The organism is Gordonia lacunae, assembly GCF_002149015.1.
Classification (GTDB): Bacteria; Actinomycetota; Actinomycetes; order Mycobacteriales; family Mycobacteriaceae; genus Gordonia; species Gordonia lacunae.
On sequence record NZ_NGFO01000042.1, the window covers coordinates 18,087 to 34,678 of the forward strand.

Annotated in this window: 16 protein-coding genes; 12 read left to right on the forward strand and 4 right to left on the reverse strand. The window is 67.1% G+C overall.

Annotated features, from left to right (window positions below; genetic code table 11):
* Window position 1: 1 nt before the first annotated feature.
* The 4 genes from CA982_RS23805 to CA982_RS23820 form a co-directional block, all read right to left on the reverse strand.
* A complete protein-coding gene (locus CA982_RS23805; protein ID WP_086537604.1) occupies window positions 2–412 on the reverse strand; it encodes a hypothetical protein in 411 nt (136 codons plus the stop codon).
* Between the two features lie 176 nt (window positions 413–588).
* Window positions 589–2,121: a long-chain-fatty-acid--CoA ligase gene (locus CA982_RS23810; protein ID WP_086537605.1), complete on the reverse strand. Its 1,533-nt coding sequence runs from the start codon at window positions 2,119–2,121 to the stop codon at window positions 589–591.
* The gene (locus CA982_RS23815) at window positions 2,118–3,242 is read right to left on the reverse strand and encodes an acyl-CoA dehydrogenase family protein (protein WP_086537606.1); all 1,125 of its coding nucleotides are present in this window, start codon (window positions 3,240–3,242) and stop codon (window positions 2,118–2,120) included. Before CA982_RS23815 ends, CA982_RS23810 begins: the two co-directional genes overlap by 4 nt.
* Before the next feature lie 24 nt (window positions 3,243–3,266).
* Window positions 3,267–4,469, reverse strand: a complete 1,203-nt coding sequence (locus CA982_RS23820; RefSeq protein ID WP_086537618.1) for an acyl-CoA dehydrogenase family protein — start codon at window positions 4,467–4,469, stop codon at window positions 3,267–3,269.
* Between the two features lie 147 nt (window positions 4,470–4,616).
* Here CA982_RS23820 and CA982_RS23825 point away from each other — a divergent pair, with 147 nt between their 5' ends.
* The 12 genes from CA982_RS23825 (at window position 4,617) to CA982_RS23880 (ending at window position 16,536) form a co-directional block, all read left to right on the forward strand.
* Complete coding sequence (locus CA982_RS23825; RefSeq protein WP_004022043.1) at window positions 4,617–4,811, forward strand: ferredoxin; 195 nt, start codon at window positions 4,617–4,619, stop codon at window positions 4,809–4,811.
* Between the two features lie 82 nt (window positions 4,812–4,893).
* Window positions 4,894–5,784 (forward strand): 3-oxoacyl-ACP reductase, encoded by an 891-nt coding sequence (locus CA982_RS23830; protein WP_086537607.1) that lies wholly within the window; start codon window positions 4,894–4,896, stop codon window positions 5,782–5,784.
* Window positions 5,785–5,847: 63 nt separating this feature from the next.
* Window positions 5,848–6,612: an MlaE family ABC transporter permease gene (locus CA982_RS23835; RefSeq protein ID WP_004022041.1), complete on the forward strand. Its 765-nt coding sequence runs from the start codon at window positions 5,848–5,850 to the stop codon at window positions 6,610–6,612.
* A gap of 3 nt (window positions 6,613–6,615) precedes the next feature.
* On the forward strand, window positions 6,616–7,467 hold the full coding sequence (locus tag CA982_RS23840; protein ID WP_004022039.1) for an MlaE family ABC transporter permease: 852 nt from the start codon (window positions 6,616–6,618) through the stop codon (window positions 7,465–7,467).
* A 57-nt stretch (window positions 7,468–7,524) separates the two neighbouring features.
* Complete coding sequence (locus CA982_RS23845) at window positions 7,525–8,646, forward strand: MCE family protein (protein ID WP_086537608.1); 1,122 nt, start codon at window positions 7,525–7,527, stop codon at window positions 8,644–8,646.
* Complete coding sequence (locus CA982_RS23850) at window positions 8,639–9,697, forward strand: MCE family protein (RefSeq protein ID WP_086537609.1); 1,059 nt, start codon at window positions 8,639–8,641, stop codon at window positions 9,695–9,697. Before CA982_RS23845 ends, CA982_RS23850 begins: the two co-directional genes overlap by 8 nt.
* Window positions 9,694–10,914 carry an MCE family protein gene (locus tag CA982_RS23855; protein WP_086537610.1) on the forward strand — a complete coding sequence of 407 codons (1,221 nt, stop codon included), beginning with the start codon at window positions 9,694–9,696 and terminating at the stop codon, window positions 10,912–10,914. Before CA982_RS23850 ends, CA982_RS23855 begins: the two co-directional genes overlap by 4 nt.
* Window position 10,915: 1 nt before the next feature.
* Complete coding sequence (locus CA982_RS23860; protein WP_086537611.1) at window positions 10,916–12,190, forward strand: MCE family protein; 1,275 nt, start codon at window positions 10,916–10,918, stop codon at window positions 12,188–12,190.
* The gene (locus tag CA982_RS23865; RefSeq protein WP_086537612.1) at window positions 12,187–13,464 is read left to right on the forward strand and encodes an MCE family protein; all 1,278 of its coding nucleotides are present in this window, start codon (window positions 12,187–12,189) and stop codon (window positions 13,462–13,464) included. Before CA982_RS23860 ends, CA982_RS23865 begins: the two co-directional genes overlap by 4 nt.
* Window positions 13,464–14,897, forward strand: coding sequence for an MCE family protein (locus CA982_RS23870; protein ID WP_086537613.1), 1,434 nt, complete (start codon window positions 13,464–13,466; stop codon window positions 14,895–14,897). Before CA982_RS23865 ends, CA982_RS23870 begins: the two co-directional genes overlap by 1 nt.
* On the forward strand, window positions 14,894–15,859 hold the full coding sequence (locus CA982_RS23875) for a hypothetical protein (protein ID WP_086537614.1): 966 nt from the start codon (window positions 14,894–14,896) through the stop codon (window positions 15,857–15,859). Before CA982_RS23870 ends, CA982_RS23875 begins: the two co-directional genes overlap by 4 nt.
* Complete coding sequence (locus tag CA982_RS23880; RefSeq protein WP_208618081.1) at window positions 15,859–16,536, forward strand: hypothetical protein; 678 nt, start codon at window positions 15,859–15,861, stop codon at window positions 16,534–16,536. The genes CA982_RS23875 and CA982_RS23880 overlap by 1 nt, the downstream gene beginning before the upstream one ends.
* The last annotated feature ends 56 nt before the right edge of the window (window positions 16,537–16,592 follow it).

Consider the following 16,592-nt stretch of genomic DNA (forward strand, 5'->3'; position numbering starts at 1 on the left):
GCTAGCGCGGCCCCATTGCCGTAATGTCCAGGAGAATTTCGAGCGGGACCGGATGGTCCGTCGGTGGGCCGATCCTCGAAGGGAAGGCGATTGCGCTCGAGATTCGGTTCGCTCCGGATTGATCAGTGTCGACGGTGGTGTCGCGGGCGTTGATCACCAATTCAGCAAAAGCGGAGATGGCCTTCGAAGCATTCGACATCGACGTCTTGATCTGCGAATCACCGGAGCTCGCGATCTCGCTCATGTCGTCGGTCGCGCCTCGGAAGGAGCCGGCGAGCCCACCGAACGTCTGGCTCGCATAGGTGGTCCCCAGTCCTGCACTGAGGTTCAACCCCCCGATGTTCGAAGCGCACTGCTCGATCTCCATGGCGGCTGTGACCAGCGCCGCCGGATCTACGGTCAGATCTGACATGTCTCCCCCCGAGAGTGTGCGTAGAAGCTAGCACGGTCCGCGCTATCGGAACTGGGCGCTGTCAACGTAGTGCGTGATGATCGCAACCGGAGAACGCTGTCCACAGGGAGGTCAGAAGATCCGTATGACGTCGTGCCCGGAAACCGGGCGCAAGGTCATACGGATCGCCCGAAAAACTACGTCTCGGTTCGGTAGGCCCGGCCGTCGCGATGCCACGTGGGCGGGGTCGAGTCGGCGGCCAGCAGTCGCTTGACCGTCTTGAAGGTCGCTGTCTCGGGTAGTGCGTCGACGATCCGCACCCGGTGTGGCCATTGCTTCGGACCGAGATCGTCCTGTGCGCAGAGGAACTCGCCGAACTCGTCGGCCGTGAGTTCGTCGGCGACGAGAACCGCCTCGATCTCGTCGCCGATCTCCACCGGTACGCCATGTACAGCGACCTGCCGGATGGCCGGGTGGCGCAGCAGGATTCGTTCGATGGGTCCGGTGCCGATGTTCTCACCGTCGACCCGCAGCCAGTCGCCGAGGCGCCCGGCGAAGTGCAGGTACCCCGCGTCGTCGACCCAGGCGAGGTCGCCGGTGTGGTAGATCCCGCCGCGCATGCGTTCGGCGGTCGCCCCCGGATCGTTGTAGTAGCCGGCGAAAAGACCGGGGCCCGAGGAGTTCACGATCTCACCGACCACCCCGGTCGGAACGGGCCGGCCGGTCTCGACGTCGACGACCGCGGTCGGCTCACGCAGTGGGCCGAGGGCGTCGTCGGGCGTCTCCGGAGTGCGGGTGATGGCCACCCCGCCCTCGGTGGAACCGAAACCGTCGACGACGCGGCACCCGAAGCGCTCGGCGAACCGGCGCCGGTCGCGGGCCGATGCCTCGTTGCCGTACATCACCCGTAACGAACTCGTGGCGTCGTCGGAGTGCGGCTCGGTGGCGAGGATGTAGTTCATCGGTTTGCCGACATAGTTGGCATACGTCACGCCGTACCGGTGGACGTCCTCGACGAACCCGCGGGCGGAGAAGCTGCGCCGCAACGCGATCGACGCCCCGCCGGCCACCGCGACGCACCACCCGGCGATCATCGCGTTGGAGTGGAACATCGGCATCGACAGATAGGCGACGTCGTCCGGGCCGAGACCGAAGCGCTCGGCGAGCATCGGGCCGCTGGTTGCGAAGGTCCGATGTGTACACCGCACCGCCTTCGGATCTCCCGTCGTCCCCGAGGTGAAGATCAGCATCATGAGGTCGTCCGGTGCCGGATCAGCGAGGGGCGCAGACTCGCCGGCGGCCACCGCGGCCGCCCAGTCGGGCGAGTCGACATCGACGACTCGGGTTCCGCCGAGGTCGAGGCCGTCGAGCAGGTGCCGGGTGTCGACGCCGCACAGCACGATCTGGCAATCACCACGGGCGATGTCGGCGGCGAGCGCGTCGCCGCGGCGGGTGGTGTTCAGGCCGACGAGAACGAACCCGTGGCGCGCCGCCGCCGCGAAGAGTGCGCTGAACTCCGGGGTGTTGGCGAGCAGGACGCCCACGTGGGGTGGGCGGTCCGCCGACAACCGGCTCCGCACCACCCCGGCCCGTAGCGCCGCGTCGGCGAGATGATCTGCCCACGAACGGAATGTGCCCTCGAACCAGACCCCGCGGTCGTCGACCCCGGTCAGCGGCGCGAGGAGGTCGGCGACCGTCGAGGCGCGCGTCGCCGCGATCGGTCGGTTCACGCCGGTGTGGCGGCCAGTTCGGCTCCGATGACACGCACCGAAGTGGTGGCCGAGCCGAATGCGAACTCGTTGTGCTTGGCGCGCAGGAAGTATCGATGCACCGGGTGGCTGGTGTCGAGGCCGACCCCACCGTGGACGTGCACGGCCGTGTGGGCCACCCGGTGGCCGGCCTCGGCGGCCCAGAACTTGGCCGTCGCGATCGCGTTGTGCAGCTCCGGGGTGTTGCCGTTCGAGTGATCGAGCAGCCAGGCCGCCTGCGTCGTCGTGAGGGCGAGTCCCTGGGCGTCGATGTATCCGTCGGCGAGGCGCTGGGCGACGGCCTGGAACGAGCCGATGGCGCGGCCGAACTGCTCACGTTCGCGGGCATATTCGGCGGTGAGTTCGAGTCCGCGTTCGACGATGCCGGTCTGTTCGGCGCAACACGCCAGGGTCGCGCGGGCGACGAGCGTCGCGGCGGTGTCCGCGCCGCCGCCGAGAACAGCGTCGTCGGCGATCGGCGCGCCGTCGAATTCGACCTGCGCCGATGGGATGAGCCCGGTGGACGGGGTGGGGGTGACGACGACGCCCGGGGCGTCGGCCGCCACGACCACCGCGACGAGACCGTCGGGTCCGGATGCGGTGACCACGAACATGTCCGCGGCCTCGGCGTAGGGCACGTCGACCTTGACCCCGGTCAGCGTTCCCTCCGTCGAGAACGTCGTCGTGGGGGAGCCGAGATCGGTGGCCAGGTCTTCCTCGACGGCGACGGTGAGCACCGAATCGCCGGTGGCGCCGGCGGCGAGGACCCGGTCGCGGAGCTGCGTCGAACCGTGGGCGGAGATCACCGGCAACGCGGCGATCGCGTGGGGTCCGAACGGTACGCGGGCCAGTACCCGGCCGAGTTCGGTGGCGACGAGCGCGTTCTCGACGACACCGAGATCGCCACCGGCGTCCCCGGCGGCCTCGGAGGACAGCTCGAGGCCCAGGAGTCCGGCGGCGCCGAGTGCACGCCACAGGTCGGCGTCGAGCGCGGCCCGCGAGCCCTCGAGGTCGGCGACCCGCTCGGGAGTGCTGATCGACGTCGCGATGTCGCGGGCCAGCCCGCGGACGTCGGCGCCGGATTCGGGAAGTGAGAAATCCATGGTGGGAACCCTTTTCGGTGGGGATCAGCGACGCTGGTGCGGGAGGCCGAGCGCGAGCATCGCGATGATGTCCCGCTGGATCTCGTTGGTGCCGCCTCCGAACGTGAGGATGAGCGACGTGCGCTGGAACCGTTCGAGGCGTCCGTTAAGGTGCGCCCCGGTGCTGCCGGTCCGCAGCGTCGCGGCGGGGCCGACGACCTCCATCAGCAGACGGTAGGCCTCGGTGGCGAACTCGGTGCCGTAGACCTTCGTCGCGGACGCGTCCGCCGGACTCGGCGATCCGCCGGAGCTGGCGACCGAGGCGATCTTCCAGTTGATGAGCTTGAGGAACTCCACCTTGGCGTGGACGCGTGCCAGGTTCTGCTGCACCCAGGGGGCGTCGATCACCCGGTGGCCGTCACCGGTCTTGGTCTGCTGTGCCCACGCGACCGTCTCGCGCAGGGCGGTCTGGATCGGCGCCGCGCTGCACAGCGCGACGCGCTCGTGGTTGAGCTGGTTGGTGACCAGCGGCCACCCGCCGCCCTCCTCGCCGACGATCGACGACGTGGGTACCCGGACGTCCTGGTAGTAGGTCGCGCTGGTGTCGACTCCCGACATGGTGTGCACCGGTGTGTAACTGAAGCCTTCGGCGGTGGTGGGCACGATGAGCATGGAGATGCCCTTGTGCTTCTTGCCGCCGGGTTCCAGCGTCGACGGATCGGTGCGGCAGGCCAGCCAGATGTAGTCGGCGTAGGCGACCAGGCTCGTCCACATCTTCTGGCCGTTGATGACGTAGTCGTCGCCGTCGCGCACCGCGGTGGTCCGCAGGGCCGCGAGATCGGTGCCGGCGCCGGGTTCGGAGTACCCGATCGAGAAGTGCAGCTTGCCCGCCGCGATGCGCGGCAGGAAGTACGCCTTCTGCTCGTCGGACCCGTAGTTCATGATCGTCGGCGCCACCGAGTTGATGGTGAGGAACGGAACGGGCGCGCCCGCGATCGCTGCCTCGTCGGTGAAGATCAGCTGGTCCATCATCGACCGGTTCTGGCCGCCGAACTCGGTGGGCCAGCCCAGTGCGAGCCAGCCGTCGGCGCCCATCTGGGCGACGACGTCGCGGTAGGCGTCGCCCTCGCCGAGTTCGCCGTCGCCGCCGGACAGGGCGGCACGACGATCCTCGGTCATGAGGCCGGAGAAGTAGTCGCGGAGTTCCCTGCGGAGCTCGGCTTGTTGGTCGGTATAAGCGATGCGCATCGACACTCCAAGGGGTGGATCGGCTAGCGTCCGGTCCCGGCTTATGGTCAAGTTGACAGGCGAAGTGCTCGTGCACTTCTGAAACACGTTCTAACCTGTTCTCACAGCCCAGTCAACAGGTGACCCATCGATGAGGAGACGGTTCCGATGCGTATCAAGGCAGATTTCGACCTCTGCGAGTCCAACGCCATCTGTGTCGGGATGGCACCGGACTTCTTCGACCTGGATGACAACGACTACCTGGTGATTCTTCAGGAGGACATCCCCGCCGACCGCGTCGAGGAACTTCGTCAGGTCGCCGCCAACTGCCCGAAGTCGGCGCTGTCGGTGGTAGAGGACTGAGCCGGGCGAAAATGCGGTTCGGTTCCATCCGATCGTGAATCATGCTAGAACAGGTTCTAGTTTTAGCTCAGGAGGATGTCGGGTGGGTTACTCGTTGGACGGTCGCGCCGCGGTCGTCACCGGTGCAGGTGCAGGTCTCGGTCGTGCGGAGGCCATCGGATTGGCCGCGGAGGGGGCCGCGGTCGTCGTGAACGACCTCCCCGCGGCGCTCGAGCAGAGCGACGTGATCGACACGATCACGACCGCCGGCGGTCGCGCCGTCGCGGTGCCCGGCGACATCGGCGACTCGGCCACCGCCGCCGCCATCATGACGGCGGCGACCGAACAACTCGGCTCGCTCGACATCGTCCTGAACAACGCGGGCGTGGTGCGCGACAAGATGCTGTTCAACATGACCGACGACGAGTGGGACCTGGTGATCCGCGTCCATCTGCGCGGTCATTTCCTGCTGACCCGCAACGCCGCGTCGCACTGGCGCGCGGCGTCGAAAGAGGCGGGCGGCCCGGTCTACGGCCGGATCATCAACACCGCGTCGGAGGCCGGTCTGCTCGGTCCCGAGGGGCAGGCCAACTACGGGGCGGCGAAGGCGGGCATCACCGCGCTGACCCTGTCGGCCTCTCGCGCCCTCAAGCGATACGGCGTGCGCGCCAACGCGATCTGCCCGCGGGCCCGGACGGCGATGACCGCCTCGGTGTTCGGTGACGCCCCCACCGACGGGGTGGATCCCCTCGACCCCGAACACGTCGTGCGGCTGGTGTCCTACCTCGCCGGTCCCGACTCCGACGCGGTCACCGGTCAGGTGTTCGTCGTCTACGGCCCCAAGGTCACCCTGATGGCCGCGCCCACGGTCGACGAGGTCTTCGTCGCCGAGGGTGACGCGTGGTCCGCGGAGGACCTCGCGAAGACCCTGACGGGTCACTTCGCCGACCGCGATCCGGGACGCACATTCTCGGCAAGCGCTCTGGTCAACTGACCAATTCGTCTGGATTCTGCGTGATAGGTTTCGCGATGGTGCGAGGGTGAAGGGGGGCTGGCGGTGCTGAGCAAACTGGCCACACCCTTGAGCGGGATCGGGGATTTCGTAGCGCTCGGGGTCGAGTCGACGCGCGAGTTGTTCCACCGTCCGTTCCAGTGGCGGGAGACCGTCGAACAGTCCTGGGCGATCGCCCGCGTGTCGATGGTCCCGACTCTTCTGGTCGCCATCCCGTTCACGGTTCTCGTCAGCTTCACGCTGAACATCCTGTTGCGTGAGATCGGTGCGCAGGACCTGTCGGGTGCGGGTGCCGCCCTCGGCACGGTCACCCAGATCGGTCCGATCGTCACCGTGCTGATCGTCGCCGGGGCGGGCGCCACCGCGATCTGCGCCGATCTCGGCGCCCGGACCATCCGCGAAGAGATCGACGCGATGAAGGTGCTCGGCATCAACCCGATCCACCGTCTGGTGGTGCCGCGCATCGTGGCCTCCACCGGGGTGGCCCTTCTCCTCAACAGTCTCGTCTGCACCATCGGCATCGGCGGCGGCTTCATCTTCTCCGTCTACCTCCAGGACGTGAATCCCGGTGCGTTCGTGGCCAACCTGACCCTGCTCACCGGCTTCGGCGAGCTGATGATCTCGATGGTGAAGGCCGCGCTGTTCGGCTTGTTCGCCGGGATGGTCGGTTGTTATCAGGGGCTCAACGTCAAGGGTGGCGCGAAGGGCGTCGGCGATGCCGTGAACGAGACCGTCGTGTACTCGTTCATGGCGCTGTTCGTCGTCAACGTCGTCGTCACCGCCGTCGGTCTCAAGGCAACGGCGGGCTGAGCGATGGTACTTCCGTTCACCACCCGGTTCCGGACCGCGCGCGTCGCGGTCAAGAGGGCCGGCGAGGACTGGGATCAGATCGGCGATCAGGCCCTGTTCTACTGGGACAGCGTCGTGTCGATCCCGCGCGCGATCAAGCACTACAAGAAGGAGACGCTGCGGCTCATCGCCGAGATCTCCATGGGCACGGGCGCGCTGGCGATGATCGGCGGCACCGTCGTGGTCGTCGGATTCCTGACGCTGTTCACCGGCGGCACGATCGCGGTGCAGGGGTACAGTTCGCTGGCCAACATCGGCGTCGAGGCGCTCACCGGATTCTTCTCGGCGTTCATCAACGTGCGTATCGCCGTCCCGGTGATCTCCGGTATCGCGCTCGCCGCGACCATCGGCGCCGGCGCGACCGCGCAGCTCGGTGCCATGCGGGTCTCGGAGGAGATCGACGCGCTGGAGACGATGGCGATCTCGTCCATCCCGTACCTGGTGTCCACGCGGATCATCGCCGGCCTGATCGCGATCATCCCGCTCTACGCGCTGGCGTCGTTGGCATCGTTCCTGGCGAGCCGGTCGGCGACGGTCTTCCTGTACGGGCAGTCGCCGGGCGTCTACGACCACTACTTCGACACGTTCCTCATCCCGTCGGACATCCTGTGGTCGTTCGTGCAGGCGATCTGCATGGCGGTCGCGGTCATGCTGATCCACACCTATTACGGCTACAACGCCTCGGGCGGACCGGTCGGCGTCGGTGTCGCCGTCGGGAACGCGGTCCGCGCATCGCTCGTTGTTGTGGTCGTGATCACACTGTTGACCTCTCTCGCCATCTACGGCGCCGATGGCAAGTTCAACCTGGCGGGCTGAGTCATGAGCAAGAGGCAAGAGCGTTCACGGGCCACCCGCCGAACGGCGGCGGTCGTCATGGTCGCGGTGTTGCTGGCGTTGATCATCGGGGCCAGCGCATCGTTCCTCGGTGCCTTCAAGGGCACCCAGCAGGTGACCCTGGTCGCGCCCCGGGCCGGACTGGTGATGAACCCCGACGCCAAGGTGAAGCTGCGCGGCGTCGAGGTGGGGCGGGTCGCCGAGATCTCCGAGCGTGGTGGCGACGCGATCCTCACCCTCGACATCGCCGACGGCGACATGGCGAAGATCCCGGCCAACGTGGCCGCGGACATCAAGTCGAACACCATCTTCGGCGCCAAGGCGGTCAACTTCGTCGTGCCCGGCGAGCCGGAGGGAACGCTCACCGCGGGAGCGGAGATCCCCGCCGACCGGGTGGTCGTCGAGCTGAACACGGTGTATCAGCAACTCGTCTCGGTGCTCGCCCAGCTGCAGCCGGAGAAACTCAACGCCACCCTCGGTGCGATCAACACGGCGCTGCAGGGGCAGGGCGAGGAGATCGGCGGCGCCCTCGAGCAGCTGACCACGCTGCTCGGCAAGACCAACCCGCATCTGCCCGCCCTCAACCGGTTGTTCCGGGAAGGCGCGACCGTCACCAACGTCTACGCGGACTCGATGCCCGATCTGCTGCGCACCGTCGACAACTTCACCGTCGTGGGGAACACGTTGGTCGACAACACGTCCAACCTCGACGCGCTGCTCATCAACGCGACCGGGATGGCGAACACCATCGACGGGGTCATCGCGCCGTCGAAGAAGACGCTCATCGGTGCGCTGTCGGACCTCGATCCCATCGCCGCGCTGCTGGGTTACAACGCCCCTGGGATCAAGTGCTTCCTCACCGCCAGCGCGATCGCGTCCGAGGTGGCGGCGCCGTTCCTCGGTGAACGCAACGGCATGCTGATGCTCGACGCCGGTCTGCTGCCCGGCAAGGATCCCTACGCCTATCCCTACGACCTGCCGCGGGTCGGGGTCGAGGGACCGCCGACGTGCCAGGGCGGGCTCAGCGATCCCGCGACCAAGGTGCCGGCACCGTTCTACGTCGGCGACAACGCACCGCAGCCCTACCAGCCCAGGACCAAGCCGAAGGCGAACTCGCAGAAGCTGTTCCAGATCCTGTTCGGAGAACCGCCCCGTGGATAACCGCGCTCGCGCGTTCCGCGCGACCCTGATCAAACTGGGTGCCTTCACCGTGGTGATGGTCCTGGTGTTCGTCGCGCTGGTCGTCGTCTTCAGCCGCTATCGGTCCGGCGCGTCGAACGAGTACAGCGCCGTTTTCACCAGCGCCTCGGCGATGAAGTCGGGAAGCAAGGTCAAGATCGCCGGCGTCGAGGTCGGGTCGGTCGGTGACGTCGAACTGAACCGCGACAACGATGCCGTCATCACCTTCAGTGTCGACCAGCAGTATCCGCTGCCGGAGTCGGTCCACGCGCTGATCCGATACGAGAACCTCACCGGTGACCGGTATCTGGAGTTGCAGCAGGGGACCGGCAACACGTCGACCTTCCTCGCGGACGGGGCGCAGATCCCGGTCGGACAGACCGAGCCCGCGCTCGATCTCGACAAGCTGGTCGGTGGGTTCAAACCGCTGTTCCGGACCCTGGACGCCGACGACGCCAACGCGCTGACCAGTTCGCTGATCGCCGTCTTCCAGGGACAGGGCGGCGCGTTGAACACGTTGCTGGGCAACACCGCGTCGTTCACCGACTCGCTGGCCGACCGCGACCAGTTGATCGGCGACGTCATCAACAACCTCAACACGACCCTCGCCACACTCGACGGCGACCGGGAAGGCCTCGACACCAGCGTCGACCTCCTGCAGCAACTCGTCACCGGGCTCGCCGAACAGAAGAGCACCGTGGGCAACGCGCTGACGCAGACCTCGCGGGTCACCAACGGCCTCGCCGACCTGCTGGCCACGACCCGGCCGACCCTGCAGTCGATGGTGACCAACACCGGACGGGTCTCGGAGGAATTGCTGGCCGCGGAACCGTTTGTCCGCAATCTGATCTCGCGACTCCCCGAGGACTACAAGACGCTGTCGAACCTCGGCTCCTACGGTGCCTGGCTGCAGATCTACTTCTGCCGCATCCGCCTGCTGCTGCCGGCACCCGGCGGTCAGACCATCCTGTACACGTCGAACAACGTGATGGGTAACACCACGACGGCCGGCGGAAGGTGTGACGGCTCATGAGTCTTCCGTTCGGCGGCATGTTCGCCAGCCGTAGAGCCGAATCCGACGAGGCCGATGTCGCCCGCGAGGAGAAGCGCGGGCAGCGCAGTCGCGCGCAGGTCGGCGTCATCGGCATCGTCGTGATCGGGCTGGTGGTCATCACCGCGATGCAGATGGACAAGTTGCCCTACATCTCGCCGATCAGCACCTACACCGCCTACTTCGACGATGCCGGCGGGCTCACCAAGGGCGACATCGTCTCCGTGTCCGGCGTCCAGGTCGGCACGGTCGAGTCGATCGCGCTGGCCGGCACCGACGCCGGGACCAAGGTCAAGGTCGGCTTCCGCATGGACGACACCGTCGAGATGGGCGCGGACTCCCAGGCCGCGATCCGGACCGAGACCGTGCTCGGCCGACGCAATCTCACCGTCATCCCGCACGGCGGAGACCGGATCAAGCCCGGCGGTTCGATCCCGGTCGGCAACACGATCTCGCCGTATTCGCTGCAGGACGCTCTCGAAGGTGCGACCGACACCGTCGCCGACACCGACACCGAGCAACTCAACGAGGCCCTCAACACCCTGACGGTCACCTTCTCCGAGACGCCGGATCAGGTCCAGGGGGCGGTCAACGGTGTGGCCCGGTTGTCGAAGGCAGTCGCCGACCGCGACAACGAGTTGCGAGCGCTGCTGGCCAAGGCCAACCAGGTCAGCAAGATCGTCGGCGATCGCAACGAGCAGATCAACCGGTTGCTCGTCGACGCCAACGCGCTCGTCGGGGAGATCGAGATGCGGCGCTACGCGCTCAACCAGCTGATCAAGGGGATCGGGGACGTCACAACACAATTGCGTGGCTTCATCGCCGAGAACAACGCCCAGCTGACGCCGGTCCTGCAGAAGTTCGACCGTGTCGCGACGATCCTCACCGATCAGGAGAAGGAACTGAAGGAGACGATCGACCGGCTGGGACCGTTCGCCAACACACTCGGCGAGGCAGTGGCGTCGGGTCCGAACTTCGATTCTCTGGTCGGGCTCAACACGTTCGGCGATTACACCGCGATCTTCCTGAACGCCCTGCGCGGCCGCTATCCGCAGCTGTGGCAGTCGTTGCAGTACTCGGGCTTCCCCCTGTTGCCGCAGGCATGGAGCCAGGGCCCGCCGGTCGGGAGCGATCCACCGCGCGGACCCCTGCCGACCCCGACCTATCCCACGCCCGCGCCGACCACGAGGGGGAGGTGACATGACCGTCGGACGGATGACCATCGGGCGCAAGGTGCTCTTCGGCGTGCTCGCCGTGGTTCTCGCGATCGCTCTGATCCTCGTGGGCTGGAAGGTGTTCACCAAATCCACGACGAACACCTTCACCGCCTATTTCGCCGGTGTCGCCAGTCTCTACAAGGGCGACCCGGTGCGGGTGCTCGGTGTGAACATCGGCAGCGTCTCCGCGATCACCCCGCGCGAGAACGACGTGAAAGTCGAACTGCGCGTGGACAAGAGCGTCGACATCCCGCAGGACGCGAAAGCCGTCATCGTCGCGCAGAGTCTGGTGTCGGGCCGGTTCGTGCAGCTGACACCGGTCTACTCGGGCGGGCCACAGATGTCCGACGGTGCCGACATCCCGATGGACCGCACCGCGGTGCCGATGGAGTGGGACGACATCAAGGCCCAGCTCACGCGGCTCACCGAGGCCATCGGGCCGGAGGGGGCCGATCCGGGTTCGGCGGCGAAGGCGGTCAACGTCTTCGACGAGAACCTCGAGGGCAACGGGAAGGCGATCAACGCGTCGATCCGCGAGGTGTCCGATGTCATCGGCACCCTTGCGGCCGGTAGCGGCGACCTGTTCGCCACCATCCAGAGCCTGCAGAAGCTCACCGATGCCCTGTCGGGCAGCCACGAGCAGCTGGTTCAGTTCAACGGCCGGATCGCCTCGGTGAGTTCGGTGCTCGCGGACAACACGACGGAACTCGATGAGGCGCTCAAGGGTCTCGACGCGGCGATGACCGACGTCCAGACCTTCATCGACACCAACAAGACAGCGCTGTCGTCGTCGGTGGAGCGTCTGGCCGCGAGTACGAAGATCGTGGCCGACAAGGACGATCAGGTGCGCGGCGTGTTGCATTCGGCGCCCAACCAGCTCGCGAACTTCTACAACATCTACAACCCGCTGTCGGGTTCGCTCTCGGGTGTGTTCGGTCTGGGCAACGGCACCAACCTGATCACGCTGCTGTGCGGCGCGATGGAATCGACCAAACGACCCGGGACCACGATGGCCGACGTCGACAAGTGCGTGGAGATCCTCGCGCCCGTCCTGTCGTCGATCTCGATGAACTACCCGCCGTTCCTGACGAATCCGGTGCAGGGTCGCAATGCGACGCCGAGCCAGCTCCAATACCAGAACGCGAGTGTCCGTGCCCGGGCGAACGCCGGCGTCACCCGGCTGGACAACGAGACCCGGCGTGACAATCGGGGCAGTCCGCTCGAGGATCTGCTTGTCCCGTTCGGAGGTGACCGATGAGGCCCGCACGCCTGCGCGGCGGGCTGGTCGCGGGCGCGGCGTCCCTCGCCCTGATCCTGACCGGATGTTCCTTCGACGGCCCCAACTCGCTGCCGGTCCCCGGCGCCGAGGGAACCGGTGGTGGTTCCTACGAGATCACCGCCCTGATCCCGTCGGCGGCCGGACTCGTCAACAACGCCCCGGTCCTCATCGACGACGCGACCGTCGGGAGCATCGGCGACATCGAGGTCGAGGACTGGAACGCACTGGTCACCATCCGGCTCAACGACGGGGTGATCGTCCCGCGCGGGTCGCACGTCATGGTGGGGCTGACCAGTGTGCTGGGTTCGACCCACCTGGAGATCGTGCAACCGGCCGAACCGGAGGGCGGCCGGCTCGAACCGGGTGACCGGATCCCGCTCACCAAGTGCCCCGAGCAATCCAACATCGTGCCCGATCCGTCGGTGCCCGCCGTGCCCGACATCAATGCGGCGCAACAGGTCTCCGCGTGCACCTACCCCAGTACCGAACAGGTGCTGAGTTCGCTGTCGGTGGTGCTCAACGGCGGTGGTCTGTCGCAGATCGGTGACATCGTGCACGAGATGAGCGAGGTCTTCGGCGGCCGGGAGGACCAGATCAAGAAGCTCATCCCGCGGCTGAACACACTCGTCGCCGACCTGGATGCGCAGAAGGGCAACATCATCCGGGCCACCGAAGGACTCGACCGGTTGTCCCGCACCATGAACGAGCAGGCCGGGACCATCGAACGCGCGCTCGACGACAGCCCGCAGATCCTGCAGCTCCTCGTCGACCAGCGTCAGCAGTTCCTCGACACACTGGGCTCGGTCGCGACATTGTCGAAGACCGCCAACGACATCCTCGACGCCAACTCCGAGAACATCGTGACGATCGTGGAGGGCATCGAACCGGCCCTCGATCAGCTCCAGGCCGCAGGTCCCGCGATGACGCAGTCGCTGAACATCCTGCTGACCTTCCCGTTCTACGAGCCGACGATCCGACGAATCGTCAAGGGTGACTACGTGAACTCCGATCTGGTGCTCGACCTCACCGTTGAACGACTGAGCAAGACGATGTTCGCCAGCCTTGGTGTCACCGGCCCCGAGGGCGTCTTCGGACGGCCCGCCGGCGCCGCCGCGCGCGGACTGAATCCGTTCATCGCGCCCCTGCAACCGGGTGGCGAGCGGGTGCCCGACTCCGCCGAACCGATTCCGGCGAACATGATTCCGCGGGTGCCCGCGGTCACGCCGGTCCCGGCCGCGGGAGGTGGCCGCTGATGAAGATCACGCGATTCGTCCGGATGCAGCTGATGATCTTCGCCATCGTGACCGTGGTCGCGATGGTGGTGATGGCGCTGTTCTACATCCGCATCCCGTCGATGTTCGGGGTCGGCAGCTACCAGGTGCAGCTGCTGCTGCCCACCAGCGGTGGGCTCTACCAGAACGCGAACGTCAGCTACCGCGGCGTGTACGTCGGCAAGGTCGACTCGGTGCAGCTGACCGACACCGGCGTCGAAGCGGTGCTGACGATCGAGAACAGCGCGGAGATCCCGGCATCGTCGACGGCGTCGGTGCGGAGCGTCTCCGCGATCGGCGAGCAGTTCGTGGAGTTCACGCCGGACCCGGAGGCAGGGGAGTCCGGAGGATTCCTGCAGGACGGTGCCACGGTGTCGACCGACCAGGTGCCGGTGGAGATCTCGGCGATGCTCGACCAGGCCGACCGGTTGCTCGCCGAGATCGGTGACACGCGTCTGCGTTCGCTCATGGACGAGGCCTTCGTCGCGTTCAACGGCACCGGCGAGGCGCTCCAGCGACTGCTCGACTCGATGGTCCTGTTCGTCGACGAGGCGAACAAGAACACCGACACGACCATCAAGCTGGTCGAGCAGGGTGCCCCGCTGCTGGCCACCCAGTCACGTACGGCCGATGCCATCCGCTCCTGGACGCGGGACGTCACGGCGTTCACCGATCAGCTGCGCGCGAACCGGCCCGAGATCGGCGACATCCTGCGCAAGGGGCCGGCGACCGCCTCGAAGAGTCAGGAACTCTTCGAATCCCTCGGTGCGTCGTACCCGCTGCTGGTCTCGAATCTGGGCACCATCGCCAAGACCCAGGTGGTGTACCTACCGAACTGGAAGCAGGTGCTCGTTCTCTATCCGCGACTGGTCAGTTCGTTGATCACGGCCCTGAACACCGGCACCAACCGGTTCGGTCCCAACGTCAACTTCTCGCTCGGTTTCCAGGATCGGCCGCCGTGCAACATCGGTTTCCTCCCCAAGGAGGACTGGCGGTGGCCCTCGGAGCAGACCGCCCGTGAGCTGCCACCGGGCATGCTGTGCCGCGTGCCGCAGAACTCCAACATCGCCGTCCGCGGCGCGCGCAACTACCCGTGCGCGGAGTTCCCGGGACGTCGCGCACCCACTCCTGCGGAGTGCGCGACCGGTTTCGTACCGAAGCCGGGTTCGGTCGATCCCTTCCAGAGTGGGCTGCCGTTCGGGCTGAAATGGCAACCGGCGTCCTCCGGTACCGTGACACCGGGCACACCGAAGGACTTCGACGCCGAGCCCGCGGTGTACGCGACGACATACGACCCGGACTCGGGCAACTTCATCGGACCCGACGGCAAGACCTACAACGCCGGGGCCGGCAGCAATGAGCAGGGACAGAGCAGTACATGGCAGACGATGATCAGCGGGACGGTCGCCCCGTGACGCCGGACGGTCCCGGCACGACCTCCCCGGGTCGCACGAGCACGGAGCGCACGGGCGCGGATCGGACGGGCACGGAGCGCGCCGGAACGGGTGACCGCCGGAATGTGAAGCGGCCCGTGCGGTCGGCGCCGATCCGGCGGGGGCGTCCAGCCGGGAAGAAGCCGTCGACGCGGGCCGCATCGACCCCCGCCCTCGACGTTCCTGCACAGACGGGCGGGTCCACCGACGAGTCGTCGGCCCGAACCGACGATGTCACGCCGGGCACGGCGTCGTCCGTGTCTCTCACCAAGCCGGACGACAGTCCCGGCGCGGAGTCGGGTGCCGGCGCGGAGCAGTTGATCGCGCCCGACCCGTCCGAGGTCGAGAAGACGGTCAGTTACCGCGAGCGTCGCCGCGTCCGGACGGCCGCGGCCACGTCGCCCGCGCAGGCACCGAAGGGCAAGCGCCGCATCCGCTACCGCGGATCCGGCCGACGCTCGCCGCGGACGATCGTGGGCGTCGTGGTGGCGCTCGTGGTCATCGTCGTGTGCGCCGTCGCCTCGGTGGTGTTCGCCCTCGGCATCGCGCGCCAGGACCGTACCGACGACCTGCGCGCCGAGTACTCGGCGTTCGCGTCGCAGGTCCTCGTGAACCTCACCAGCATGAGCCCCGACACCGTCGACCAGACGCTGAGGTCGGTGCAGGAGGACACGAGCGGCAAGGTCAAGCAAGAGGTGGAGAACAACATCCAGCAGGTCGCCGCCCTGGTCCGCGACGGCAAGCTGGAAACCCGGTCGCTGATCCTCAGTTCCGCGGTCACCAAGGCCGAACCCGACGAGGGCTCGGTCATCATGGTCTTCGGCTGGCACCAGCGATCTCTCGACGGCGAGGTGCCGTCGCAGGAGAAGGTGTTCCGGTGGCGCGTGGACATGACGCGCATCAACGGCGACCTCAAGATGACCGACTTCGAGTGGGTCGCGTGATGGCGTCCGGATCCGCGCCGACCCCGGGCGCCGCGCGTTCGCGGTTCGCGATGAGCAGGGGGCGTCTGGGGCTGATCGCGCTCGGTGTGGTGCTGGTCGCCGCGATCGTGGTGACGGCGTTTCTCGGGTTCCGTTTCACCCAGGGGCGCGTCGTCGAGGATGCCCGGGCGTCGTCGCTGGCGGCGGCTCGCGACTATGCGACGACGATGTTCGGCTACAACGCCGAGAACGTCACCGAGCACATCGATCAGTCGATGAGTGTGCTCACCGGGCCGGCCAAGCCGGAGTACACGAAGCTGATCACCGACAACAATCTCGCCGCCGAGGTGCGCAAGCAGTCGGTGGTGTCGGAGGTGACGATCCAGGACGCGGGCGTGGTGACCAACACCGCGGACACCTCGCAGGTACTGATCTTCATGAACCAGTCGGTGACCCGCGGCAACAAGGAACTCGTGAGCATCAATCCGTCGCGGCTGACCTTCGACATGAAACATGACGGCGACCGCTGGATGATCAACTCGATCGAGGTCATCACCGACGACACGTTCCGCTCGAAGATCGAGGTCGTGGAGTCGCTACCGCCCGACGCGAAACCGGTGCCGGGGCCGAGTTCCGCGCCCTCCCCGGCCCCGTCCCCGTCCACCGGCCCGGCCGGGGCGCCGGTGCCCACCCCCTGACCGAGTTAATCCGTTGCGGCCCGCCGAAATCGGGCGTACGTTCGCGGGTACACAAG